We start from the raw sequence: 23660 nt of genomic DNA, 5'->3' as shown, positions 1-23660 counted from the left end.
GCCTCGTCATGCTTATCGGCCGTCAGGCAGCAGCGAGTCGCGCGCTTTGTTGAGGCCAGGTCAGACAGCGCCGTCCCGATCCCTTTGCTTCGCAGTCCGCTCAATTGGAAACGTCCGCATGGGCCTCTGGCACAGCCACCTGATTCAGCGCCGCCATGCCCAGCCGGATGGCGCGGTTGTCGCCGCGGCTTAGCACCCATCTGCCGACGCGGCGGGCGAGGTCGGGTCTGCCTTGGCTCATCGCGCGGCGGAACAGCTCTTTCTGATAGCGCGGGAAGCTGTGGCGGGCGCGCAGGTTGCGATAGAAATCGACAGGCTCCAACCGGCCCGACAGGGCGGCGAGGATGGTGTCAGACAGGATTCCCATCTGCGACAGCGACGATCCCAGTCGGTGCCCCATCAGCGGACAGCGCAGCTTGACGACATTCGCGCCGGTGAAGCGGTTCGCGTGGGCCGCGTCCAGCGGCTCGTAGGGATCGAACAGAATCGTCACTCGACGGGCCGCCCTGCTCGCCGTGGCCGCGTCGCCATAGGGGCCAGAGTAATCATAGCCCCAAGCGGAACGGTAGCGGGTCTCAAAGGGAACCAGCGACCTGTCCAGCGTCGATTGCGGGCTGATCGCGACCACTTCGGCGCCCGGGCAGGCCGCGCTGAAGGCCGCGGCCGCGTAGCCGCCCATCGAGGCGCCGTAGAACACCACACGCTTGAAGCGCCGGAAGAACCCCTCGTCCCGCAGCCGGTCGAACTGGTCGGCGACCCAGGGCTCTCGGTACCAGGTCCAGCCGCCGGCCAGCACGCCCAGCATCGACCAGCCCTGCTTTTCGATGAACTCATAACCCCAGGGCCGCCGCTCTGCCCGCTTGGTCATGGCGATGTCGAGATTGTCGAAGGTCACCACCAGCACGTCCGGATCGCGCGGCACATAGAGAAAGCTGTGCCCGGCGGGACCGTCGCGGAAGAAACCCTCCTCGCCCGCCAGCCGCGCTGCGATCCCGGCCCAGGCCTCGTCCGAGGCAGGTTCGGGCGGCAGCGGCCGAGCCACCACGCGGCGCAGATCGCTGCCCGCCTCGCCCTGCAGGATCTCGGTGCTGCAGGCGGTTTTCAGAAACGGAAACGCGCCCGAGCCCTTGCGGATGTCCATGAACAGCTGGCTGTCCGAATGCATGGCATTCTGCAGGATCGGGGTGAGGTGCTTGACCTTGGCGCTGTCGCCGAAATTCTTCAGGTTCAGGATCACGTCGACGGGCGCAAGGTGGCGGCGATTGCTGATCACGTTGACCGCGTCCGGGTCGACACCGTTCTGGACCAGCGTGTCCACATAGGTCTGCATCGCCTCGGGCTGCTGCCCGAAGCGGCCCTCGGCGTTGATGTCGACCACCTGCACGCGGCAATGGTCGCGCGCGTGAAGCGAGATGACCAGCGCCGGCGACCGTCCGCCCAGATCCATCACCGCGCCGTCGATCGGGGGCACCTGATCCAGAAGCGAGGTGTCGAACGAGGTCGTGTTGCGGCCGGTGATGGGCGCCAGGGCCGGGTTGATCCGGTGCTGTTCCAGCGCCTGCGCCCACCAGGATCTGGCCGGCGGAAGGCCAAGTTGATGGTTGCCAAGCTCTCGCTTGTTCGAGGCCCAGACATGCAAGGCCGTCGTCTGCTCGGTGATGGCATCCAGCACCGCCTGCCGGTCGGTGTTGAACAGCGTCCGCTCGCGGAAGGTGACCGGGTAGAAGGCCGGCAGCGGCTGGACACGCTCGCTCATCCCGAATTGCTTGACATAATGGGTCAGCATCAGCGGCCCCCAGACGCCCCAGCTTTGCTGGCTGACATGGACGGGGGTGCCGGCGTCGCGCGCCTCTGCCAGCCGCTTGCGTTCCTTCTTGGGCAGAAACGGCGCGATCGAGAAGCGATCGGCGGTGAAGTCGAGCATGGCCTGCAGCATCTCGCTGTCGGCGGGCAGGCCGAGGACGGCGTTGTTGACCCGGTCGCTGTCGGGCAGTTCATAGCCGAAGACATGATCGTCGTCATAATCCAGCGGGCGCTGGCAATAGACATCGGTGTCGATCCAGATCATCCCCGGATTTTTCGCGATCATGTGCAGCCGGAACAGGTCCGCGAACAGCGCATAGCTGTTCTTTTTCTCGTATTTGATGAAGTCGTCGGTATCGATCACCTCGCGCCCGTCGCGGCGGATCACACCGGCCGGGACGTTGGGGATATCCTCATAAGAAAACAGAGTTATCCTTTGCCCATGATCGACAAAGGATTTCAGGCAGAGCTGTTCCATCCAACTCAGCTTGCCACCGATCCACAGGGTGCCAACTTCGCGCGTTCGGGGCATATCAGGTCTTTCGTCAGCCGTCAGATGGTGGGGTCGCCGAGACGTCCGGCGCTCAGTTGGACCGTGTCGCGCGGCGGTTGTCCAGATCAATCGCGTCAGATGGTTAGCCGCTTCCTAACGCCTCGCAACCCGTCGCGGCTCGGTTCGTCGCGGCGGCCGTGGCGAAGGCAGCTGCATCAGGCAACGCCACGCGCGCGCCCGCAACCCCCACGCCGCGCTTAGGCGTTGAACAGGAAATGCAGCACGTCGCCGTCCTTGACCTCGTAGGTCTTGCCCTCGACGCGCAGCTTGCCTGCCTCGCGGGCGCCGGCTTCGCCGTTGCCGGAAAGGTAGTCGTCGAAGGCGATGGTTTCGGCGCGGATGAAGCCGCGTTCGAAATCGCCGTGGATGACGCCCGCCGCCTGCGGGGCCAGGGTGCCGCGGCGGATGGTCCAGGCGCGGGCCTCTTTCGGGCCGACGGTGAAATAGGTCTGCAGGCCCAGCAGTTCATATCCGGCGCGGATCAGGCGGTCGAGGCCGGGTTCTTCCAGCCCCATCTCGGACAGGAACATCGCCGCGTCCTCGGGCGAGAGCTGGCTGATCTCTTCCTCGATCTGCGCCGAGATGACGACATGGCCGGCGCCCTGCTCGGCCGCCATCCGGGCCACGGCCTCGGAATGGGCGTTGCCGGTCGCGGCCTGATCCTCGGCCACGTTGCAGACGTAAAGCACCGGCTTGGCGGTCAGCAGTTGCAGCATGGTCCAGGCCTTGCGGTCATCCTCGGACACGGTGACGGTGCGCGCGGGGCGCCCGGCCTCGAGCGCCTCTTGCGCGGCGCGCAGCAGGCGCTGCTGCTCGGCGGCTTCCTTGTCGCCACCCTTCAGCTTGCGGGTCAGGTTCGCCAGCCGCTTCTCGACCGATTCGAGGTCGGCGATCATCAGCTCGGTCTCGATCGTCTCGGCATCCGCGATGGGGTCGACGCGGCCCTCGACATGGGTCACGTCGTCGTCTTCAAAGCAGCGCAGGACATGGGCGATGGCGTCGACCTCGCGGATATTGGCGAGAAACTGGTTGCCCAGCCCCTCGCCCTTGCTGGCGCCGCGCACCAGACCGGCGATGTCGACAAAGGTGATGCGCGTCGGCACGATCTGCTTCGATCCCGCGATCTCGGCCAGCCGGTCCAGCCTTGGGTCGGGGACGGCGACCTCGCCGACATTCGGCTCGATGGTGCAAAAGGGAAAGTTCGCCGCCTGGGCGGCAGCGGTGCGCGTCAGCGCGTTGAACAGCGTGGACTTGCCGACATTCGGCAGCCCGACGATCCCCATGCGAAAGCCCATGTCGATTTCCCTTGCGTGATGGCGGTCCTGGCTCGGCGGCTGTTTACGCAAGTGCCGCGCCCGCGTCCAGTTGCGGCGGGACGCGGGGCCGACATGCCGGCCTGTTACTTCGTGGCGGCCTTGGCCTTGGCGGCCAGATCGCGGGCGATGCCGTAGGCGCCCTTGATGCGGTCGCCATCGGTGGGCCAGTCGCGGCGGATGACGATCTTGTTGTCGGTCACCTTGGCCTGCCCGTGCTGATCGGTCAGGAACTCGACCAGACCGGCCGGGTTCGGGAAACGGTCATTGTAGAACTGCACCGTCGCCCCTTTCGGCCCGGCATCGAGGCGCGAGATGTTGGCGCGCTTGGCCATCCCCTTGATGCGGATCACGTTCATCAGCGTGTTCACCTCGCGCGGGACGGGGCCGAAGCGGTCATGCAACTCGGCGGCAAAGCCCTCCATCTCGACCTTGGTGACGATGTCGGCCAGCCGGCGGTAAAGGCCCAGACGCACGTCCAGATCGGGGATATAGCTTTCCGGGATCGTCACCGGCACGCCGAGGTTCAGCTGCGGCGCCCATTCATCCTCGGGCGTGCCTTCCAACTCGCCGGATTTCAGCTTGGCGATGGTTTCTTCCAGCATCGCCTGGTAAAGTTCGAACCCCACCTCCTTGATATGGCCGGATTGTTCCTCGCCCAGCAGGTTGCCCGCCCCGCGCAGGTCGAGATCCTGCGAGGCGAGGTTGAAGCCCGCCCCCAGCCCGTCGATATTGCCCAGAAACTTCAGCCGTCGTTCGGCCTGCGGCGTCAGCGGGCTGCGCGGCTTGGTGGTCAGATAGCAATAGGCCCGCGTCCGCGAGCGCCCGACCCGGCCCCTGATCTGGTAGAGCTGCGCCAGACCGTAGATATCCGCGCGCCAGATGATCATGGTGTTGGCGGTCGGGATATCCAGCCCCGATTCGACGATCGTGGTGGCCAGCAGCACGTCGCCCTGCCCGTCATAAAAGGCGTTCATCCGCTGATCCAGATCGCCCGCAGATAGCTGGCCGTGGGCGACGATATAGGTGATCTCGGGGACATGCTCGCGCAGCCAGTCCTCGATCTCGGGCAGGTCGGCGATGCGGGGGACGACGAAAAAGCTTTGCCCGCCGCGATATTTCTCGCGCAGCAGCGCCTCGCGGATGGTGACGCTGTCGAACTCGCTGACATAGGTGCGGATGGCCAGACGGTCGACCGGCGGCGTGCCGATCACCGACAGGTCGCGCACGCCCGACAGCGACAGTTGCAGCGTGCGCGGGATCGGGGTCGCGGTCATGGTCAGCACATGGACGTCGCTGCGCAGTTCTTTCAGGCGTTCCTTGTGGGCGACGCCGAAATGCTGCTCTTCATCGATGACCAGCAGGCCCAGATCGCGGAACTTGACCGATTTCGCCAGCACGGCATGGGTGCCGACGACGATATCGACGCTGCCATCGGCCAGACCGGCGCGGGTCTTGGCGGCCTCTTTCGCGGGGACAAAGCGGGACAGCGGCCGGACCACCACCGCCGTGCCGCGAAAGCGTTCGGCGAAGCTGCGGGCGTGCTGACGCGCCAGCAGGGTGGTCGGCGCGATCACCGCCACCTGCTTGCCCTGAGAGGCTGCGATATAGGCGGCGCGCATCGCGACCTCGGTCTTGCCGAAGCCGACATCGCCGACGATCAGCCGGTCCATCGGGCGGCCGGCGGCCAGATCGCCCATGACATCGTCGATGGCGGCCATCTGGTCGTCGGTTTCGGTATAGGGAAACCGGGCCGAGAAACTTTCCCATTCGTGATGCTCGGGTTCCAAGACCGGCGCGGTTCGCAGCAGGCGTTCGGCGGCGACCCGCATCAGCCGGTTCGCGATCAGCCGGATGCGTTCCTTGAGCCGGGCCTTGCGCGCCTGCCACGCGCCGCCGCCCAGCCGGTCGAGCAAGCCCTCTTCATGGCCGTATCGCGACAGCAGCTCGATATTCTCGACCGGCAGGAACAGCCGGTCGCCGCCGGCATATTCCAGCGCCACGCAGTCATGCGGCACATTGTTCGCCGTGATGGTCTCAAGACCCTTGTAGCGCCCGATGCCGTGTTCGACATGGACCACCAGATCGCCGGGGCTGAGCGTGGTCGCGTCCTTCAGGAAATTCTCGGCCCGCCGGCGCTTGCGCGCGCCCCGGATCAGCCGGTCGCCCAGCACATCCTGTTCCGAGATCACCGCAAGCCGCCCCGCCGCGCTGCCATCGGCGACGAAGCCTTCCTCGAGCGGCCAGACCGTCAGCCCCAGCGCGCCGGGCTTCTCCGGCAGATCGGCGAGACGCGAGATATCGGCCGCGCCCTCGACCCCTTCATCGACCATCAGCCCGCGCAGCCGTTCGCGCGCACCATCGCTGAAGCTGGCGATGACGACGCGGTGGGTCTTGCGCAGCTCGCGCAGATGGGCGGCGAGCGCGCCGAACAGGTCAAGCTGTTCCGACTGCCGTTCCGGCGCGAAATTGCGCCCGACCCGGCCGCCCGCGTCCAGCACGCCGGGACCGGGGGGCGCGGCGTTGACCGACAGGCGCAACTGGCGGCGCGCGGCCAGCCAGCCCTGCCACTCGCTTTCGCTGGCGAACATGGTTTCGGGCGCGACGGGGCGATAGATGCTGTCGCTGCCGCGCCGGTTCGCGGCCTCGCGCCGGGCGGCGTATTGTTCCGAGATCATCTCCCACCTGGCGGTGAAGACCTGGCCCGCGCGGTCGTCCAGCATCACCGAGGCGTCGGGAAGATAGTCGAAGAGATTGTCGAGCCGGTCATAGAACCACGGCAGCCAATGCTCGACCCCCGCCACCTTGCGCCCGGCGCTGACGGCCTCGTACAGCGGATCGTTGCTGCCGCCGCCATATTCGCTGCGGTAGGTGGTGCGGAAGCGCGCGATGGCGTCCTCGTCCAGGATCACCTCGGACATCGGGACCAGTTCCAGCCGGTCAAGACTGCCGGCGCTGCGCTGCGTGACGGGATCGAAACGCCGCGCCGATTCCAGCACGTCGCCGAACAGGTCCAGCCGGATCGGTCCCTGCGGCCCCGGCGGCCACAGGTCGATGATGCCGCCCCGGATCGCGTAATCGCCGGGCTCGGTCACCGTCGGCGCCTGCGCGAACCCCATCCGCGCCAGCCATGCCCGCAGGCCCGCATCGTCGATCCGGCTGCCGGGGCGGGCGGTAAAGGTGGCGTCCTTCAGCGCCGCGCGCGGCGGCACGCGCTGGATCGCCGCGTTCATCGTGGTCAGCAGCACAAAGCGGCTGGGCACCGCGCCATGCGCCAGCGCCGACAGCGTGGCCATGCGCGCGGCCATGACATCGGCGGCGGGCGAGACGCGGTCATAGGGCGTCGTGTCCCAGGCGGGGAAATGCAGCACCGGCAGGTCGGGCGCGAAAAAGCGCAGCCCCTCGCGCATGGCCTCGGCCCGGCGGTCGTCGCGGGCGATGTGGATGACCGGCCCGCGCGCCGCCTCGCGCGCCAGAAGGGCCGCGTCATAGCCCTCGGGGGCGCCGGAAAGTGTGATGATGTCAGCCATGGGGGACAGATAGCCTGCAGAGGGTCGGGGTCAAGGTCACACCCCGTAAGGGTGCAGCAGGATCCAGCGCATCGCCCACAGCCCGGTAAAGATCACCGCCACCAGCGAGATCAGCGTCTGCGCGATCCGGTAACGGTTGATCCGCTGCATGGCGTCGGTTGCGGCGCGCGGCGCGGGCTGGCCCAGCTCGGCCGCGCGCAGGATCCAGTGCAACTGCCCCGCCAGCCGCAGCCGCAGCCCCAGCAGCACCGCCTGCGGGATCAGCAGCAGCGACAGCGCCTGTGCCATCTCGAGGCCGCCGGCAAAGCCCAGCCCCGCCAGCACGCTGAGGCCAAAGGGCAGCGCCGCCGCCAGCGCCAGCCCCATGCGCGGCGAAACCCGCCAGCGCGGCACGTTCAGCGACATCCAGTCCAGCAGCGCCAGCACCTGCGGCGTTTCCAGCCCCGGCGCGCGGCGCAGGCTGCGCCCGGCATCCATCAGGATATCGGCGGGGATGCCCAGCACGCGCCGTCCGCCAAAGCTCCACACCACGGCCAGCACCAGCCAGAACCAGGCCGAGCCGAAGGACCGCGCATCGAGGATCTGAAGGAGACTGTTGGGAAACACGCGGTCTTGCCTGCTTGTCGGGGCGTGGCCGTGACCTTAGAACAGGGCCAACCCAAGGAAAAGCCGAAAGCATAGCCATGTCCCATGATGCCCCGATGTCCCCGATCGCCCCGTTTCCGATGTCGCGCCCGCGCCGTCTGCGCCGCACGCCGGGGCTGCGGGCGATGGTGGCGGAAACCGCGCTTTCCGCCGACAACCTGATCTGGCCGGTCTTCGTGACCGAGGTCGCGGGCGCGGATATCGAGATCCCGTCCATGCCCGGCGTCACCCGTTTCACCGTCGACAGCGTCAAGGCCGCCGCCGAACGCGCCGCGCGTCTGGGCATCCCGGCGATCTGCGTCTTTCCCCACTCGGATCAAGAGGGCAAGACCGACAGCTGCGAACGGGCCTGGGACCCCGACAATATCGGCAACCGCGCCATCCGCGCGATCAAGGAAGCGGTGCCCGATCTGATGGTGATGACCGACATCGCGCTCGACCCCTATAACGCCAATGGCCATGACGGGCTGGTGCGCGACGGCGAGATCGTGAATGACGAAACCGTCGAATGTCTGGTTCGCATGGGTCTGGCGCAGGCCGAGGCCGGGGCCGACATCCTTGGCCCCTCGGACATGATGGATGGCCGCATCGGGGCGCTGCGGGCGGCGCTGGAACAGAACGGCCACAGCAATGTGGCGATCATGTCCTATGCCGCCAAATATGCCTCGGGGTTCTACGGGCCGTTTCGCGATGCGGTGGGCGCCGGGGCGCGGCTGGTGGGCGACAAGAAGACCTATCAGATCGACCCCGCCAACCGCGACGAGGCGATGCGCTGCGTCGCCCGCGATCTGGCCGAAGGCGCGGATATGGTGATGGTCAAGCCGGGGATGCCCTATCTGGACATCTGCCGCATGGTGCGCGACCGCTTTGCCGCGCCGACATTCGCCTATCAGGTCAGCGGCGAATATGCGATGCTGGAAGGCGCGATCCGTCAGGGCTGGCTGTCGCGCGACGTGGTGGTGGAAGGCCTGCTGGCCTTCCGCCGGGCGGGCTGCGACGGCATCCTCAGCTACTTTGCGCCGGATGTCGCCGAAGCTCTGGCGACGACGGCGGGACGCGGGTAAACTGGGGACGGATCGGGGGAAGATGATGGCACAGCACAAGCTATGGTCGCGGCGGGCCTGTCTGGTGGGGCTGGGGGCGTTCGCCCTTGTCGCCTGCAATAACGGGCTGGGAACGAACGCGACCGACGCGCTGGAAGGGCGCGTCAACGCGACCCTGAACGAGCTTTTCGCCACCTATCCCAACGCCCGGCCGCTGGTCGAGAACGCGCAGGGCGTGCTGGTCATGCCGGTGATGACGCAGGCCGGTTTCGGCGTCGGCGGCGCCTATGGCGAGGGCGCGCTGCGGGTGCAGGGGCGGACGGTCGATTACTATTCCGCCGCGCAGGCCTCGGTGGGCTTTCAGGCGGGCGCGCGGCAATTCGCCCATGTGCTGGTCTTCCAGACCGAGCAGGCGCTGGCCGATTTCCGCGCCGCACCGGGCTGGGTCGCGGGCGCGGGCGCCTTCTATGCCCTGCCGAAAGAGGGCATGGCCTATGGCACCGACACCGTCACCCGCGGGCATCCGGTGGTCGCGATGATCTTTGGCCAGACCGGCGTCATGGCGGGCGCGGCGATCGAGGGGACGAAATACACCCGCATCATTCCGTCCGCGCTGCCCGGCCAGTAAGCGGGCTTGGGAATTAAAAAAAGCCGCGTCCCGTGACGCGGCTTTTTTCATATCCGAAGGCGGCGCGGATCAGCCGCCGGCGATGATGCGGACATAGTTCCGCGTCTCGCGATAGGGCGGGATGCCGCCATATTTCTGCACCGCGCCCGGCCCGGCATTATAGGCCGCCAGCGCCAGCCGCCAATCGCCGAACTGGTTGTACATCATGCGCAGATAACGCGCCCCGCCTTCCAGATTCTGGTGCGGGTCGTTGGCGTTCACGCCCAGACGCGCCGCCGTGCCGGGCATCAGCTGCGCCAGCCCCATCGCGCCCTTGTGCGACCGCGCGCCGGGATTCCACCGCGACTCCTGGTTCACCAGCCGCAGGAACAGCGCCTCGGGGATGCCGTATTTCCGCGCCATCGCCTGCGCGTGCGGGATATAGGCCGAGTTGCGGCCCGAATAGGATTTCGTCGAGATCGTCGGCGAAAGCTCCAGCGTGGTCACGTTGACCACCTGCCGCCCCGTCGGCCGCAGCCGCTTGGACTGCCGGTATTGCGAGGCGAGCCGCGAATCCATCAGCTGCTTCTGACGATCGAACTGCGCGCTGCGGTTGCGTTCCGACACGCGCTTGAGGTTCAGGCCTTCCGCTGCGGCCGGCACCGTCTGCAGTCCGGTTCCCAGAACCCCCGCAACCAGCACCACGCGCATCGCAAAGCCAAGGCTTTTCAGTCTGTTACCGATCATGTCCCCAACCCGAGCCTTTGTTTTCCGTGCTTCTTTTGTCACGACTATACGTTAATTTTCGCAGATCGCTACAGGCTTTCCGAAATGGTTCCACCCCGCCCCCGCCTCGGCGAGAATCTGCCGAGCGCGCGGCCGCCCCCGCCGCGCGGGCCGGGCCGATGCCCCTTGCAGCCCCGGTCCGCTCCGCGATAAGCCTTCTGGCGAAACAGTGAAAGGTGGGACATGGCGGGCAGCGTCAACAAGGTGATCCTGATCGGCAATCTGGGTCAGGACCCTGAAATCCGGACCTTCCAGAATGGCGGCAAGGTGGCGAATCTGCGCGTTGCCACCAGCGAAACCTGGAAGGACCGCAATACCGGCGAGCGCCGCGAGCGGACCGAATGGCACCGCGTGGCGATCATGTCCGAGGGGCTGGTCAACGTGGTCGAGCGTTATCTGAAAAAGGGCAGCAAGGTCTATATCGAGGGCCAGCTTGAGACCCGCAAATGGCAGGACCAGTCCGGCCAGGACCGCTATAGCACCGAGGTCGTGCTGCGCGGCTTTGGCGGCACGTTGCAAATGCTGGACGGCCGCAGCGAGGGCGGCGCCGGCAAAAGCGGCGGTTCGGGTGGTCCGGGCGGCTTCGACCGCGATTACGGCGACGAATATGGTGGGGGCGCATCCGGCGGCAGCAGCCAGGGCGGCGGCGGACGTGCCGATTTCGACGACGAGATTCCGTTCTGATCGGGGCCTTCGCCCTGGGTTGACGGCAAAAGGCCCGCACCTCGCGGGCCTTTTTCGTGTCTAATCCAGATCGTCACCAAAGGGGTCGATCGGCTGCGGCGGGTCGAGGTCGCGGTAAAGCGTCTGCGCGATGCTGGCCGGGCCGCGGGTGTCGGACAACGCCAGCACCTCGATCCGGCGGCGGTTGCGGCCCTGACGCAGCGACAGCACCACGCCGGGACGGACGGCGCGGGCAGGCTTGACGGTCTGGCCGTCGATTCGGATGCGACCGGATTCGATCATCTGGCGCGACAGGCTGCGGGTCTTGAAGAACCGCGCCGCCCATAGAAACACGTCGAGCCGCACCGACTCCATCTGCCGCAGACCCCGGACCCTGCGTCAGTCGGCGCGTTCCGGCAGCGCGCCCGCGATGCCTTGCAGATCGTAACCGGCCTCGGCCCCGGCGCGCAGGATCTCGTCGCGCGGCAGCCGGCCCGCCTGCGACAGCCCCCACAGCGTCGCGCTGCGCGTGCCAGAGCGGCAATAGGCCAGCACCGGCCCCGGCAATTCGTCCAGCGCCTGCCCGAATTCCTGCGCCCGTTCCATCACCGGCCCCCCGGGCGCCAGCGTGACCGAGCGCCAGTCCAGCCCGGCCTGCCGGGCGGCGGCGGCGATGCTGTCCTGATCGGGCTGACTGGCCTCTTCCCCGTCGGGGCGATTGCAGATCACGGCGCGAAAGCCCATCGCGGCCAGTTCCGGCAGATCGCCGGGGTGGATCTGCGGCGCGACCGAGATGCTGTCGTTGATCTTCCTGATTTCCATTCCGAACCTTCCCCCTGCCGCGATGCGTTCGCGCGGCCCTGCGGCGGCTAGCGGACCGCCTTGACACCTTCCAGGATCAGCGTCGTCGCGATGTCGGCGTAATCCTCGCGCGTCAGCGGCCCGCCTTCCTTGAACCACATATAGACCCAGTTCATCATGCCGAAAAGCGACATGGTGACCGGCATCAGCAGCGGCTTGCCGTCCTGAAGCTGCGGGTTGATCCGCTCGATCACGGCCGAGAACATCCGCACCAGCCGCCGCTCGATCTGGAACAGCGCCTGCCGCTGTTCGGCGGTCAGCGCACGCTTGGCGTTGAGCTGGACGATATGTTCATTGTCGGCGCCGCGATAGGCCTCCAGCAGCGCACCCACCAGTTTGCGCAGCCGTTCGGGATCGGCCAGCGAGGCGTCGTCGGCGGCCTGCACGGCCTCTTCGACCTCAAGCAGATGGGTCTCGATGATTGCGAAGATCAGCGCGTCCTTGCCCGGATAATAGTGATACAGCAACGCCTTGGACACGCCGGCATGATCGGCGATCAGGGCCATGGACGCCTTGTCCATGCCCTGTTCGGCGATCACGGCAGCCGCGCTTCGCAGCAGATCCTGCTGTTTCTCGGCGAAATCACTGGCACGGGTCCGGGCCATCGGCTCTCCCTGAAGTTGCGGCGACGACGTAGGCCGTCGCCGGGTCTTTAGCCGCTGCCTCCCGGCTTGTCACGGCAGCGCAGCGGCGTTGGCTCAGCGCTCTTTCGGGCGGTTGTCCAGCACCCGCTGCGCCTTGCCCTGCGAACGCACCACCCCTTCGGGGTCGTGCACGACGATGCGCGAGGACACGCCGATCACCGATTTGATGTGATGCGCCAGTTCCGCCGCCGCCGCGTCGCGGGCGGATTTGTCGGCGCGGTCGGGCAGACATTCGCAATGCACGGTCATGCTGTCCATGCGGTTCGCGCCGGTGGTCAGCTCGATCTGGAAATGCGGCGAGAGCGACGCGACCTTCAGCAGCTGCTCTTCGATCTGGGTCGGGAAGACGTTGACGCCGCGCAGGATGATCATGTCGTCCGACCGCCCGGTGATCTTTTCCATCCGCCGCATCGAGCGCGCGGTGCCGGGCAGCAGCCGGGTCAGGTCGCGGGTCCGATAGCGGATCATCGGCAGCCCTTCCTTGGTCAGCGTGGTAAAGACCAGCTCGCCCATCTCGCCATCGGGCAGCACCTCGCCGGTGTCGGGGTCGATGATCTCGGGATAGAAATGGTCTTCCCAGATATGCAGCCCGTCCTTGGTCTCGACACATTCATTGGCGACGCCCGGCCCCATCACCTCGGACAGGCCATAGATGTCGACCGCGTGCATGTCGAAGACCTGCTCGATTTCCTCGCGCATGCGGTTGGTCCACGGCTCGGCGCCGAAGATGCCGACCTGCAGCGAGGTCTCGCGCGGGTCGATGCCGCGGCGGCGGAACTCGTCCAGGATCGACAGCATGTAGGACGGCGTGACCATGATGATGCGGGGCTTGAAATCCTCGATCAGCGTGACCTGACGTTCGGTCATCCCGCCCGAGATCGGGACCACGGTGCAGCCCAGCCGTTCGGCCCCGTAATGTGCGCCCAGCCCGCCGGTGAACAGCCCATAGCCATAGGCGACGTGGCAGATATCGCCCGGCCGCCCGCCCGAGGCCCGGATCGAGCGCGCGATCAGGTTCGCCCAGTTGTTGATGTCGCCCGAGGTATAGCCCACCACCGTCGGCTTGCCCGTGGTGCCGCTGCTGGCATGGATGCGGACAAGCTGTTCGCGCGGGACGGCGAACATCCCGAAGGGATAGGAATCGCGCAGATCCTGCTTGTAGGTAAAGGGGAACTTGGACAGGTCCGACAGCGTCCGCAGGTCTTCGGGGTGCACCCCCGCCTCGTCGAACCGCTTGCGGTAGAAGGGCGAGTTTTCATAGGCGTGCTTCAATGTCCGCTTCATGCGGTGGAATTGCAGCGCGGCAATCTCGTCGCGCGAGGCGATCTCGATCGGGTCGAGAGATTTGCGATCGGGCGTAAGATCTTCCATGCGGGCCTCCTTGGCGTTATCCGTCCTGTGGTCTCATTCCGGCAGATGCGTGCCCTTGACGGTCCGCGACAGGCCACGGAATACCGCCACCAGAACATCGTGCTGATTGGTGATTTCGATGTCATAGATGCCGCTGCGCCCGCGCCGCGAGGTCTCGCGCGCGGTGGCGGTCAGGCGGTCATCGACCGACACCGGGGCCAGATAATCCATGCTGGCATGCTGGCCCACGGTGATCTGGTTGTAGGTGTTGCAGGCAAAGGCAAAGGCGCTGTCGGCCAGCGAGAACAGATAGCCGCCATGGCAGTTGCCGTGACCATTGGCCATCCAGTCCGCGACCGTCATCGCCAGCTGCGCCTGCCCCGGCGCGACCGAGACGATCTGCATCCCCATCTTCTGGCTGGCGTGGTCGTCCTGCCACATGGCGTTGGCCGAGGCCTCGGCCAGTTCCTGCGGGGTCATCCGGGCGGCATCCTTCATGGTCTGGTCGTTCATCATCCGGTCCTTCATCGTCCGGTGAACCTTGCCTGACGTTTTTCCAGAAAGGCGGTGACGCCCTCGGCGTAATCGGCGCTGCGGCCGGCCTGTTGCTGGGCGTCCCGCTCGGCATCCAGCTGCGCGTCCAGATCGCGGCCGGCGGCGTCCTGGATCAGCTGCTTGGTCAGCCCCAGCCCCAATGTCGGCCCGGCGGCCAGCTGGCGCGCGATGGCCAGCGCCTCGGCGTCAAGATCGGCGTCATCGACGGCGCGCCAGATCATGCCCCAGGCTTCCGCCTGCTCGGCGCCGACCGGCTCGGCCAGCAGCGCCAGCGCCTTGGCGCGCGGCTCGCCCAGGATGCGCGGCAGCGACCACGACCCGCCCGCATCCGGGATCAGCCCGATTCGCGCGAATGACTGGATAAACCGCGCCGACCGCGCCGCCAGCACGATGTCGCAGGCCAGCGCCAGGTTCGCGCCCGCGCCCGCCGCGACGCCGTTGACCGCGCAGACCACCGGCTTGGCCAGGTTGCGGATCAGGCGCAGGTTCGGGTTGTAATACTGTTCCAGCGTGGCCCCCAGATCAGGTGCCGGCCCGCCCTTGCGGGGGTCGCGGTCGCCCAGATCCTGCCCGGCGCAAAAGCCGCGTCCGGCCCCGGTCAGCAGCACCGCGCGGATGTCGTCATCGTCATGGGCACGCGTCAGCTGCGCGCGCAGCGCCATGTGCATCTCGGGCGTAAAGCTGTTCAGCTTGTCGGGGCGGTTCAGGGTCAGGCGCAAAACGCCCTGATCCAACTCGACCAGAACGGTCTCCGGTTCGCTCATGCTGATTCCTCCTGCTCTGCCATCCCTCCCGGCAGATCAAAAAATGTGTTGCATAGACCGACCGGTCAGTCAATTATATTCATCAAGGACGGGAGGAGGCCGCTTTTGCGAATCTGCGCCATGGGCGTGGCGACGCAGCAGCAGGTCACGGCAAATGTGACTGCCTTTTACCGAATCGCCAAGGAAAAAAGGTCGCGCCAGCGGCCGGCTCAGCAACTGGGAGGAACGCTGAATGACCATCCGTATCCTGATGACCACCGCCGCCATGGCCTGCGCCCTGGGCGCTGCCCCGGCGCTTGCCGATATCAAGATCGGCGCCTCGCTGTCGGAAACCGGCCCCGCCGCGTTCCTGGGCGACCCCGAGGCCAAGACCCTGCGCATGGAGGTCGACAAGATCAACGCCGAGGGCGGGATCAACGGCGAAAAAGTCGAGCTGATCATGTATGACGACGCGGGCGACGCCAACAAGGCCAAGACCTTCGCCACCCGCCTGGTCGAGGATGACGAGGTCATCGCGGTGATCGGCGGCACCACGACCGGCACCACCATGGCGATGATCCCGGTCTTTGAAGACGCGGAAATCCCCTTCATCAGCCTCGCGGGCGCCGTCGACATCATCGACCCGGTCAAGCCCTTCACCTTCAAGACCCCGCATACCGACCGCATGGCCTGCGAGAAGATCTTCACCGACATGAAGGCGCGCGGCTTCACCAAGATCGGCATGATCTCCGGCTCTGACGGGTTCGGGCAGTCGATGCAGGCGCAGTGCAAGGACGTGGCCGAGGATGCCGGCGTCGAGATCGTCGCCGACGAGGTTTACGGCCCGCAGGACGCGGACATGACCCCGCAGCTGACCAACATCCGCGGCAAGGGCGCCGAGGCGATCCTGAATTCCGGCATGGGTCAGGGTCCGGCCGTCGTCACGCGCAACCACAAGCAGCTGGCCATCGACGCGCCGCTTTATCAGTCGCATGGCGTGGCCTCGAAGCAGTTCATCGAACTGGCCGGGGCCGAGGCCGCCGAGGGCGTGCGCCTGCCCGCCGCCGCCCTGCTGGTCGCCGACCAGCTGCCCGATGACGACGCGCAGAAGCCGGTCGTGACGGCCTATTCCGACGCCTACAAATCGGCGACGGGGGAAGAGGTCTCGACCTTTGGCGGCCACGCCCATGACGCGCTGGCAATCCTGAAGGCCGCGATCGAACGTGCCGGCAGCGACGACCCCGTCGCCATCCGCGACGAGATCGAGGCCAGCAAGGAGTTCATCGGCACCGGCGGCATGGTCACCTATTCGCCCGACGACCATCTGGGCCTGACGCAGGACGCCTTCCGCATGCTGGAAATCCGCGACGGCGACTGGACCATCGCCGAGTGATGCCCCTTGGGGACGGGCGCGACCGCCGCGCCCGTCCCCTTTTCGTTTTCCCGAAACCGCCATCCCGTCCACGCGCCGCCGACGGCCCGCACCGCCGCGCCCATCCGCGGCAAGCCCCGCCGCCGCGCCCCCTGGAGTCGCCATGCCGGAACTGTTGCAATTCCTGTTCTCGGGCCTGACGGTCGGCGCGGTCTACGCGCTGGTCGCCCTGGGCTTCACCATCATCTACAACGCGTCGGACGTGGTGAACTTCGCGCAGGGCGAATTCGTCATGCTGGGCGGGATGATCACCGTCTTCACCTATGCGGCGGGCCTGCCGCTGCCCTTGGCGGCGCTGGTGGCCATCGTGGTGACGTCCGGCATCGGCGTGGCGCTGAACAAGCTGGCGATCGAGCCTGCACGAGGCGCGCCGGTGGTGTCGCTGATCATCATCACCATCGGCGCCTCGATCTTTCTGCGCGGGGCGGCGCAGGTGCTGTTCGGCAAGCAGATCCACCGATTTCCGGCGTTTTCCGGCGACGCGCCGCTGCGGATCGGCGGGGCGACGATCCTGCCGCAATCGCTTTGGGTGATCGCGGGCGGGCTGGCGGTCTTTGTGGCGCTTTACCTGTTCTTTACCCGCACCCTGACCGGCAAGGCGGTGCTCGCGACGTCGAACAACCGGCTGGCCGCACAGCTGGTCGGGATCAACACCAACTGGGTGATGACGCTGTCCTTCGGGCTGTCGGCGGCCATCGGCGCGCTGGCAGGCGTTCTGGCCACGCCGATCACCAACACCGCCTATGACATCGGCATCGCCGTGGCGCTGAAGGGCTTTGCCGCCGCCATGCTGGGCGGGATGGGCAACCCCAAGGGCGCGCTGGTCGGCGGGCTGCTGCTGGGCATCATCGAGGCGATGACGGCGGGCTATATCTCGTCGCAATACAAGGACGCCGCCGCCTTCGTCATCATCCTGCTGGTGCTGTTCGCCATGCCGCAGGGCCTGTTCGGCGCCAAGCAAACGGAGCGCGTCTGATGCGTCTGTCCGCAAAATCCGCGACGCTGCTGGCGTTGCTGGCGCTGATCACGCTCAGCCCGATCTTCTTTCCGTCGAGCTTCTATTACCGCGTCGGCTCGCTGATCTTCATCAACGGGCTGGCGGTCACGGGCATGGTCATCCTGATCGGCTATGCCGGGCAGATCAGCCTGGGCCATGCCGGTTTCGCCGGGATCGGCGCCTATGCCTGCGCGCTGATGCCGGTCCATTGGGGCATCCCCCCGGTCTTTGCCGCGATCCTTGGCGCCGTGATCTCGGGCGTGCTGGCCTGGCTGGTCGGGCGGCCGATCCTGCGGCTCAAGGGGTATTACCTGGGCGTCGCCACGCTGGGCTTCGGGGTGCTGGTCTTCATGGTCCTGACCAATGAGGCCGCGCTGACCGGCGGCCCGGACGGGACGGCGGTGCCGGATGCGGGGCTGCGCGATCTGGCCAAGATGGCCGGGCTGAAGCTGAAATCCTCCGAGTTCTGGTACTGGTTCTGCGGCCTCTTCCTGCTGGCCGGGGCGTGGCTGGCGCTGAACCTGCATGACAGCCCCACCGGCCGCGCCCTGCGCGCGCTGCACGGCTCCGAGGTCGCGGCCCGCACCGTGGGTGTCGATGTCGCCCGCTACAAGCTGCAGGCCTTTGTCATTTCGGCCGTCTATGCCTCGGTCGCGGGGTCGCTGGCGGCGATGCAGAACCAGTTCGTGACGCCCGACGTGGCCGGCTACATGCACTCGATCGAGTGGGTGACGATGGCGGTTCTGGGCGGCGCGCATTCGGTGCTGGGGGCCATTCTGGGCGCCGGCATCCTGACCCTGCTGCCGCAGGTGCTGACGGCCTTCGCGGAATATGAACATATCCTGCTGGGGCTGATCATGATGCTGGTGATGATCTTCATGCGCGACGGGCTGCTGCCCTCGCTGCTGCGCCTGATCCGGGGGAAGGAATGAGCACGCTTTTATCGGTCGAGAATATCGGCATCAGCTTCGGCGGGTTGCGCGCCGTCCATGATGTCAGCTTCAGCCTGCGCCCGGGCGAGATCCTGTCGGTGATCGGCCCCAACGGCGCCGGCAAGACGACGCTGTTCAACATGATCTCGGGCGTCTACCAGCCTGAACAGGGCCGGGTCCGGCTGGCGGATGAGGACGTGACCGGGATGCGCCCCGACCTGCTGGCCCGGCGCGGGCTGTCGCGGACCTTCCAGAACCTGCAGATCTTCCAGAACATGTCGGTGCTGGACAACGCCATCGCCGGCTATCACCTGTCCGAACGCGGCAGCCTGCTGGCCGATCTGCTGCATCTGCCGGCCTCGCGCCAGCGGGCGCGCAACGCCCGTCAGGGCGCGCTGCGGCTGCTGGACCGGGTCGGGCTGGAACGCGCCGCCGAGACCGAGGCCGCGAACCTGTCCTATGGCCGGCTCAAGCGGCTGGAGATCGCGCGGGCGCTGGCCATGCGGCCCAAGGTGCTGCTGCTGGACGAGCCGGCGGCGGGCTGCAACGCCGTCGAGACCGAAGAGATCGACCGCATGATCGTCGAGGTCGCCGCCGAGGGCGTGGCGATCCTGCTGGTCGAACACGACATGAAGATGGTGATGCGGATCTCGAATCACATCGTGGTGCTGGACCACGGCCAGAAGATCGCCGAGGGCGACCCCGCCACCGTCAGCCGCGACCCCCGCGTGATCGCCGCCTATCTGGGCACCGACGCCGCGCCAACCCCGGAAGAGCCCGCACATGCTTGAGATCAGCGAACTCCGCTCTCGCTATGGCCGGATCGAGGTGCTGCACGGCATCAACCTAAACGTGCAGTCGGGCGAGATCGTCACCGTGGTCGGCGCCAATGGCGCGGGCAAGACGACGCTGCTGCGCTGCATTTCCGGCACGCAGCCGGTCTCGGCCGGGTCGGTGGTGTTCCGGGGCGAGACGATCACCGCCGTCCCCGCCCATCGCCGGATCAAGCGCGGCATCACCCAGTCCCCCGAGGGGCGGCAGATCTTCACCAACCTCTCGGTCGAAGAAAACCTGCGCCTCGGCGCCTTCCTGTTCAGCGACGAGCGGGTGGACAAGGACATGCAGGACGCGTTCCAGATGTTCCCGATCCTGCGCGAAAAGCGCAACCTGCCGGCGGGCGGGCTGTCGGGCGGCCAGCAGCAGATGCTGGCCATCGCGCGGGCGCTGATGGGGCGGCCCAACTGCCTGCTGTTGGACGAGCCCTCGATGGGGCTGGCGCCGATCCTGGTGCAGCAGATCTTCGACGTGGTGTCGGGGCTGAAGGCGCTGAACGTGACCGTGCTGCTGGTCGAACAGAATGCCTTCGGCGCGCTGAAGATCGCGGATCGCGGCTATGTCATGGAAACCGGACAGGTGACGATGGACGGCCCCGCCGAAATGCTGATCGCCGATCCCCGCATCCGCGAGGCCTATCTGGGCATCTGACGCCTGCGGGTCCGGTTGCGGGCGCCGCGTTCTGGGCTATACCAAGCCGGGCGCGGCCACAGACGGGCGCGCTGCCAGATTTCGCCGCAAGGGGTCCGTTCATGCAGGTCAACACCGTCGCCACCGCGCCCATCGCGGGCCAGAAACCCGGCACCTCGGGGCTGCGCAAGAAGACCCGCGTCTTCATGCAGCCGCATTATCTGGAAAACTTCGTCCAGTCGATCATCGACGCCATTGGCGGGGTTGCGGGCAAGGTGCTGGTTCTGGGCGGCGACGGGCGTTACTGGAACGACCGCGCGGCGCAGGTGATCCTGCGGATGTGCGCGGCGCAGGGGGCGCGGCGGATGATCGTGGGACAGAACGCGCTGCTGTCCACGCCCGCGGCCTCTCACCTGATCCGCAAGCGCGGCGCGGATGGCGGCTTCATCCTGTCGGCCAGCCACAATCCGGGCGGCGAAGACGCGGATTTCGGGCTGAAGTTCAACAGCGCCAATGGCGGCCCCGCGCCTGAATCGCTGACCGAGCGTATCCACGCCCACAGCCAGCGCATCGACGCCTATCAGATCCTCGAGGCGCAGGATGTGGACCTGTCGCGGATCGGCACGACGCAACTGGCCCAGACCGAGATCGAGATCGTCGATCCGGTCAGCGACTATGCCGCGCTGATGGAGACGCTGTTCGATTTCGACCTGATCCGGCGCACGCTGTCGAACGGGCTGACGCTGCGCTTTGACGCCATGCACGCCGTCACCGGCCCCTATGCGACCGAGATCCTGGAGCGCCGCCTTGGCGCGGCGGCGGGCAGCGTGGTGAATGCGCGCCCCCTGCCCGATTTCGGCGGCGGCCATCCCGACCCGAGCCCGGTCTGGGCGGCCGATCTGGTCGGGCTGATGATGGGCGATGGCGCGCCCGATTTCGCCGCCGCCTCGGACGGGGACGGCGACCGCAACATGATCCTGGGACGTGGCGTCTATGTCACGCCCTCGGACAGCCTTGCGGTGCTGGCGGCCAACGCGCATCTGGCGCCGGGCTATGCGCGCGGACTGGCCGGGGTCGCGCGGTCGATGCCGACCTCGCGCGCGGCCGATCTGGTGGCGCAAAAGGCCGGGATCGCGCATTTCGAGACGCCGACGGGCTGGAAATTCTTTGGCAATCTGCTCGATGATGGCCGCGCGACGCTGTGTGGCGAGGAATCGGCCGGCACCGGGTCCGACCATGTCCGCGAAAAGGACGGGCTGTGGGCGGTGCTGCTGTGGCTGAACATCCTCGCCCATCGCGGCGAGCCGGTGCAGCGGATCATGGCCGCGCATTGGTCGGAATATGGCCGCAACTACTACTCGCGCCATGATTACGAGGCCGTGCCGACCGAGGCCGCCGACGCCCTGATCGCGGCGCTGCGCGCGCAACTGCCCGACCTGCCCGGCCGCAGCCATGACGGGCTGACCATCGAAAGCGCCGAGGATTTCAGCTATCTCGACCCCGTCGATGGCAGCCGCACCAATGGTCAGGGCATCCGCATCCTGTTCACCGACGGCTCGCGCGTCGTGCTGCGCCTGTCCGGCACCGGGACCGAGGGCGCGACCCTGCGCGTCTATCTGGAGCGTTACCAGCCGCCCGAAGGCGCGCTGGACCTCGCGCTGGACGACGCGCTCGCCCCGGTGATCGCGGCGGCCGACGCCCTGGCGCGCATCCGCGAGCTGACCGGCCGGCAGGCGCCGGACGTGACCACCTGACCCCCGTCCCTTTCCCCAGCAGGACCGCACGGACATGAACCCCGATCTCGTCACCGCGCTTGGCGGCCATGTCTGGGCGCTGGATTACGGATCGGTGCTGGTCTTTGCGCTGACCGGGGCGCTTGTCGCCAGCCGGGCGCAGCTCGACATCATCGGGTTTCTGTTCCTGGCCGCGCTGACGGCGGTGGGCGGCGGCACGGTGCGCGACATGGTGCTGGGCCGCACGCCGGTCTTCTGGGTCGTCCAGCCCGAGCTGATCCTGACCGCAGCGGCGGCGGCGATCTTTGTCTATTGGACCGCGCCGATGCTGGAAAGCCGCTATCGCTGGCTGTTGTGGCTGGACGCCATCGCGCTGGCGGTGGCGGTGCCGGCGGGGTTCGACGTGGCGCTGATCAACGGCAACGGCCCGATCATCCTGGTCATCTGCGGGATCATCACCGGCACCATGGGCGGGCTGATGCGCGACGTGGTCGGAAACGAGGTGCCGCTGGTCCTGAAAAGCGGTGAGCTGTATCTGACCTGCGCCTTTGGCGGCGCGGTGGTGGCGCTGATCCTGGTCAGCCTGGGCGTGCCGCGCCCGCTGGCGCTGATCGGCTGCGGCGCGACCACCTTCCTGATGCGGGCGGGAACGCTGATCTGGGGCTGGTCGCTGCCGGTCTATCGCCCGCGCCCGCCCCGCGACCGGGGCTGACGCGGGCAGCGGTCACGAGACCTCGGTCAGGTGCGATTCCGGGTTGCGGTCGATGCGCGCGCCCAGATCGCGCGTCCAGGCCGACACCGCCGGCACCCGCGAGCGGTCGATGCGGTGGGCATATTTCCGCGCCACCTCGACCACCTCGGACAGCAAACCTTCCTGCAGGGTGATCGGGTTGAGGCCAAGCGCGAGGAACTGGTCGTTGCGCACGATCAGGTCGTTCTCGGCCGCCTCCTTGCGCGGGTTGGGCAGGTTCAGCACCCGCGCACCCGTCATGCCGGCGACCATCTGCGCCAGATCGCGGACGCGATGCGTCTCGGTCATCTGGTTGAAGATCCGCACCCGCTCGCCCGGTTTCGGCGCGTCCGACAGCGCCAGCTCGATACAGCGCACGCAGTCCTGCAGGTGGATGAAGGCGCGCGTCTGCCCGCCGCTGCCATGCACCGTCAGCGGATAGCCGATCGCGGCCTGGATCAGAAAGCGGTTCAGCACGGTGCCGTAATCGCCATCGTAATCGAAGCGGTTGATCAGCTGTTCGTGCCGGCGGGTCTGGTCGGTATGGGTGCCCCAGACGATGCCCTGATGCAGGTCGGTGATCCGCAGCCCGTCATTCTGGGCGTAGAACTGGAACAGGATCTGATCGAGGCTTTTGGTCATGTGATAGATGCTGCCCGGCCGCGTCGGATACAGGATCTGCTGATCCTTCGGCCCGCTCGGCGTGTCGATCTGCACGTCCAGATAGCCTTCCGGGATCGGCGCGCCGACGCTGGAATAGCCATAGACGCCCATCGTCCCCAGATGGACCAGATGCGCGTCGATGCCGGTTTCCACCAGCGCCGCCAGCAGGTTGTGCGTCGCGTTCACGTTGTTGTCGACGGTATAGACCTTGTGGCGGTCGGTCTTCATCGAATAGGGCGCGGCGCGCTGTTCGGCGAAATGGATGACGGCATCGGGCTTGTGATCGGCCAGCCACTGCTTCAGCCGCTCGTATTCCTTGGCCAGATCCAGCAAATGAAAGCGGATCTGCCGCCCGGTTTCCTGCTTCCAGATCCGGCAGCGTTCCTGGATGCTGTCCATCGGCGTCAGCGATTGCACGCCCAGTTCGGCATCGATCCAGCGCCGCGAGAGGTTGTCGACGATATGCACCTCGTGCCCCAGCTCCGAGAGGTGCAGCGAGGTCGGCCAGCCCACGAACCCATCGCCGCCGAGAACCGCAATACGCATGCCTTGCCCTTCCTTGTCACGCCCGTGCCGCGGTCATTCCGACGGCGACACCTTGTATGGCTCGATC

The 23660-nt window shown here is 67.1% G+C and carries 22 protein-coding genes; 10 read left to right on the top strand and 12 right to left on the bottom strand.

Annotated features, from left to right (window positions below):
• Positions 1-100: 100 nt before the first annotated feature.
• From CYR75_RS03505 to CYR75_RS03490, 4 genes are all read right to left on the bottom strand, one after another.
• The gene (locus CYR75_RS03505; RefSeq protein WP_101498864.1) at positions 101-2335 is read right to left on the bottom strand and encodes a hypothetical protein; all 2235 of its coding nucleotides are present in this window, start codon (positions 2333-2335) and stop codon (positions 101-103) included.
• 218 nt (positions 2336-2553) lie between these two features.
• Positions 2554-3651: a redox-regulated ATPase YchF gene (ychF, locus tag CYR75_RS03500; RefSeq protein WP_101498863.1), complete on the bottom strand. Its 1098-nt coding sequence runs from the start codon at positions 3649-3651 to the stop codon at positions 2554-2556.
• A 104-nt stretch (positions 3652-3755) separates the two neighbouring features.
• Positions 3756-7199 (bottom strand): transcription-repair coupling factor, encoded by a 3444-nt coding sequence (mfd, locus tag CYR75_RS03495; protein WP_101498862.1) that lies wholly within the window; start codon positions 7197-7199, stop codon positions 3756-3758.
• Positions 7200-7235: 36 nt separating this feature from the next.
• On the bottom strand, positions 7236-7805 hold the full coding sequence (locus tag CYR75_RS03490; protein ID WP_101498861.1) for a hypothetical protein: 570 nt from the start codon (positions 7803-7805) through the stop codon (positions 7236-7238).
• 95 nt (positions 7806-7900) lie between these two features.
• Between CYR75_RS03490 and hemB the strand changes: the two genes are divergently transcribed.
• Positions 7901-8908 carry a porphobilinogen synthase gene (hemB, locus tag CYR75_RS03485; RefSeq protein WP_101500849.1) on the top strand — a complete coding sequence of 336 codons (1008 nt, stop codon included), beginning with the start codon at positions 7901-7903 and terminating at the stop codon, positions 8906-8908.
• Positions 8909-8933: 25 nt separating this feature from the next.
• Positions 8934-9515 carry a lipid-binding SYLF domain-containing protein gene (locus CYR75_RS03480; RefSeq protein ID WP_101500848.1) on the top strand — a complete coding sequence of 194 codons (582 nt, stop codon included), beginning with the start codon at positions 8934-8936 and terminating at the stop codon, positions 9513-9515.
• Between the two features lie 69 nt (positions 9516-9584).
• On the opposite strand, the gene CYR75_RS03475 is transcribed toward CYR75_RS03480, so the two are convergent.
• Positions 9585-10241, bottom strand: coding sequence for a lytic transglycosylase domain-containing protein (locus CYR75_RS03475; protein ID WP_101498860.1), 657 nt, complete (start codon positions 10239-10241; stop codon positions 9585-9587).
• A 222-nt stretch (positions 10242-10463) separates the two neighbouring features.
• Between CYR75_RS03475 and ssb the strand changes: the two genes are divergently transcribed.
• The gene (gene ssb / locus CYR75_RS03470) at positions 10464-10964 is read left to right on the top strand and encodes a single-stranded DNA-binding protein (protein WP_101498859.1); all 501 of its coding nucleotides are present in this window, start codon (positions 10464-10466) and stop codon (positions 10962-10964) included.
• A 60-nt stretch (positions 10965-11024) separates the two neighbouring features.
• Here ssb and CYR75_RS03465 read toward each other — a convergent pair whose 3' ends face one another.
• The 6 genes from CYR75_RS03465 to paaG all read right to left on the bottom strand — a co-directional run bounded on the left by CYR75_RS03465 (position 11025) and on the right by paaG (position 15117).
• Entirely contained in the window at positions 11025-11318 is a 294-nt protein-coding gene (locus tag CYR75_RS03465; protein WP_101498858.1) for an RNA-binding S4 domain-containing protein, read from the bottom strand.
• Positions 11319-11342: 24 nt separating this feature from the next.
• Positions 11343-11765 carry a TIGR01244 family sulfur transferase gene (locus tag CYR75_RS03460; RefSeq protein ID WP_101498857.1) on the bottom strand — a complete coding sequence of 141 codons (423 nt, stop codon included), beginning with the start codon at positions 11763-11765 and terminating at the stop codon, positions 11343-11345.
• Positions 11766-11812: 47 nt separating this feature from the next.
• Positions 11813-12409: a TetR/AcrR family transcriptional regulator gene (locus CYR75_RS03455; RefSeq protein ID WP_101498856.1), complete on the bottom strand. Its 597-nt coding sequence runs from the start codon at positions 12407-12409 to the stop codon at positions 11813-11815.
• Between the two features lie 93 nt (positions 12410-12502).
• Positions 12503-13819: a phenylacetate--CoA ligase PaaK gene (gene paaK / locus CYR75_RS03450; protein WP_101498855.1), complete on the bottom strand. Its 1317-nt coding sequence runs from the start codon at positions 13817-13819 to the stop codon at positions 12503-12505.
• A gap of 33 nt (positions 13820-13852) precedes the next feature.
• A complete protein-coding gene (paaI, locus tag CYR75_RS03445) occupies positions 13853-14278 on the bottom strand; it encodes a hydroxyphenylacetyl-CoA thioesterase PaaI (RefSeq protein ID WP_225972906.1) in 426 nt (141 codons plus the stop codon).
• 44 nt (positions 14279-14322) lie between these two features.
• A complete protein-coding gene (gene paaG, locus CYR75_RS03440; protein WP_101498854.1) occupies positions 14323-15117 on the bottom strand; it encodes a 2-(1,2-epoxy-1,2-dihydrophenyl)acetyl-CoA isomerase PaaG in 795 nt (264 codons plus the stop codon).
• 232 nt (positions 15118-15349) lie between these two features.
• On the opposite strand from paaG, the gene CYR75_RS03435 reads away from it, so the two are divergent.
• From CYR75_RS03435 to CYR75_RS03405, 7 genes are all read left to right on the top strand, one after another.
• On the top strand, positions 15350-16489 hold the full coding sequence (locus tag CYR75_RS03435) for an ABC transporter substrate-binding protein (RefSeq protein WP_192876677.1): 1140 nt from the start codon (positions 15350-15352) through the stop codon (positions 16487-16489).
• 142 nt (positions 16490-16631) lie between these two features.
• Positions 16632-17504: a branched-chain amino acid ABC transporter permease gene (locus CYR75_RS03430; protein WP_101498853.1), complete on the top strand. Its 873-nt coding sequence runs from the start codon at positions 16632-16634 to the stop codon at positions 17502-17504.
• Positions 17504-18457: a branched-chain amino acid ABC transporter permease gene (locus tag CYR75_RS03425; protein ID WP_101498852.1), complete on the top strand. Its 954-nt coding sequence runs from the start codon at positions 17504-17506 to the stop codon at positions 18455-18457. Before CYR75_RS03430 ends, CYR75_RS03425 begins: the two co-directional genes overlap by 1 nt.
• Entirely contained in the window at positions 18454-19248 is a 795-nt protein-coding gene (locus CYR75_RS03420) for an ABC transporter ATP-binding protein (protein WP_101498851.1), read from the top strand. The genes CYR75_RS03425 and CYR75_RS03420 overlap by 4 nt, the downstream gene beginning before the upstream one ends.
• Entirely contained in the window at positions 19241-19942 is a 702-nt protein-coding gene (locus CYR75_RS03415; RefSeq protein WP_101498850.1) for an ABC transporter ATP-binding protein, read from the top strand. Before CYR75_RS03420 ends, CYR75_RS03415 begins: the two co-directional genes overlap by 8 nt.
• A 101-nt stretch (positions 19943-20043) precedes the next feature.
• Positions 20044-21675 carry an alpha-D-glucose phosphate-specific phosphoglucomutase gene (locus CYR75_RS03410; protein ID WP_101498849.1) on the top strand — a complete coding sequence of 544 codons (1632 nt, stop codon included), beginning with the start codon at positions 20044-20046 and terminating at the stop codon, positions 21673-21675.
• Between the two features lie 34 nt (positions 21676-21709).
• Positions 21710-22366: a trimeric intracellular cation channel family protein gene (locus tag CYR75_RS03405; RefSeq protein ID WP_101498848.1), complete on the top strand. Its 657-nt coding sequence runs from the start codon at positions 21710-21712 to the stop codon at positions 22364-22366.
• A gap of 12 nt (positions 22367-22378) precedes the next feature.
• Here the strand turns inward: CYR75_RS03405 and CYR75_RS03400 are convergent, their stop codons facing one another.
• Entirely contained in the window at positions 22379-23593 is a 1215-nt protein-coding gene (locus CYR75_RS03400; protein WP_101498847.1) for an NAD-dependent epimerase/dehydratase family protein, read from the bottom strand.
• Positions 23594-23660: the final 67 nt, after the last annotated feature.

This window comes from Paracoccus jeotgali, assembly GCF_002865605.1.
GTDB lineage: Bacteria > Pseudomonadota > Alphaproteobacteria > Rhodobacterales > Rhodobacteraceae > Paracoccus > Paracoccus jeotgali.
The sequence above is the reverse complement of the archived record's forward strand: the minus strand, read 5'-3'. Positions and strand labels throughout refer to the sequence as shown.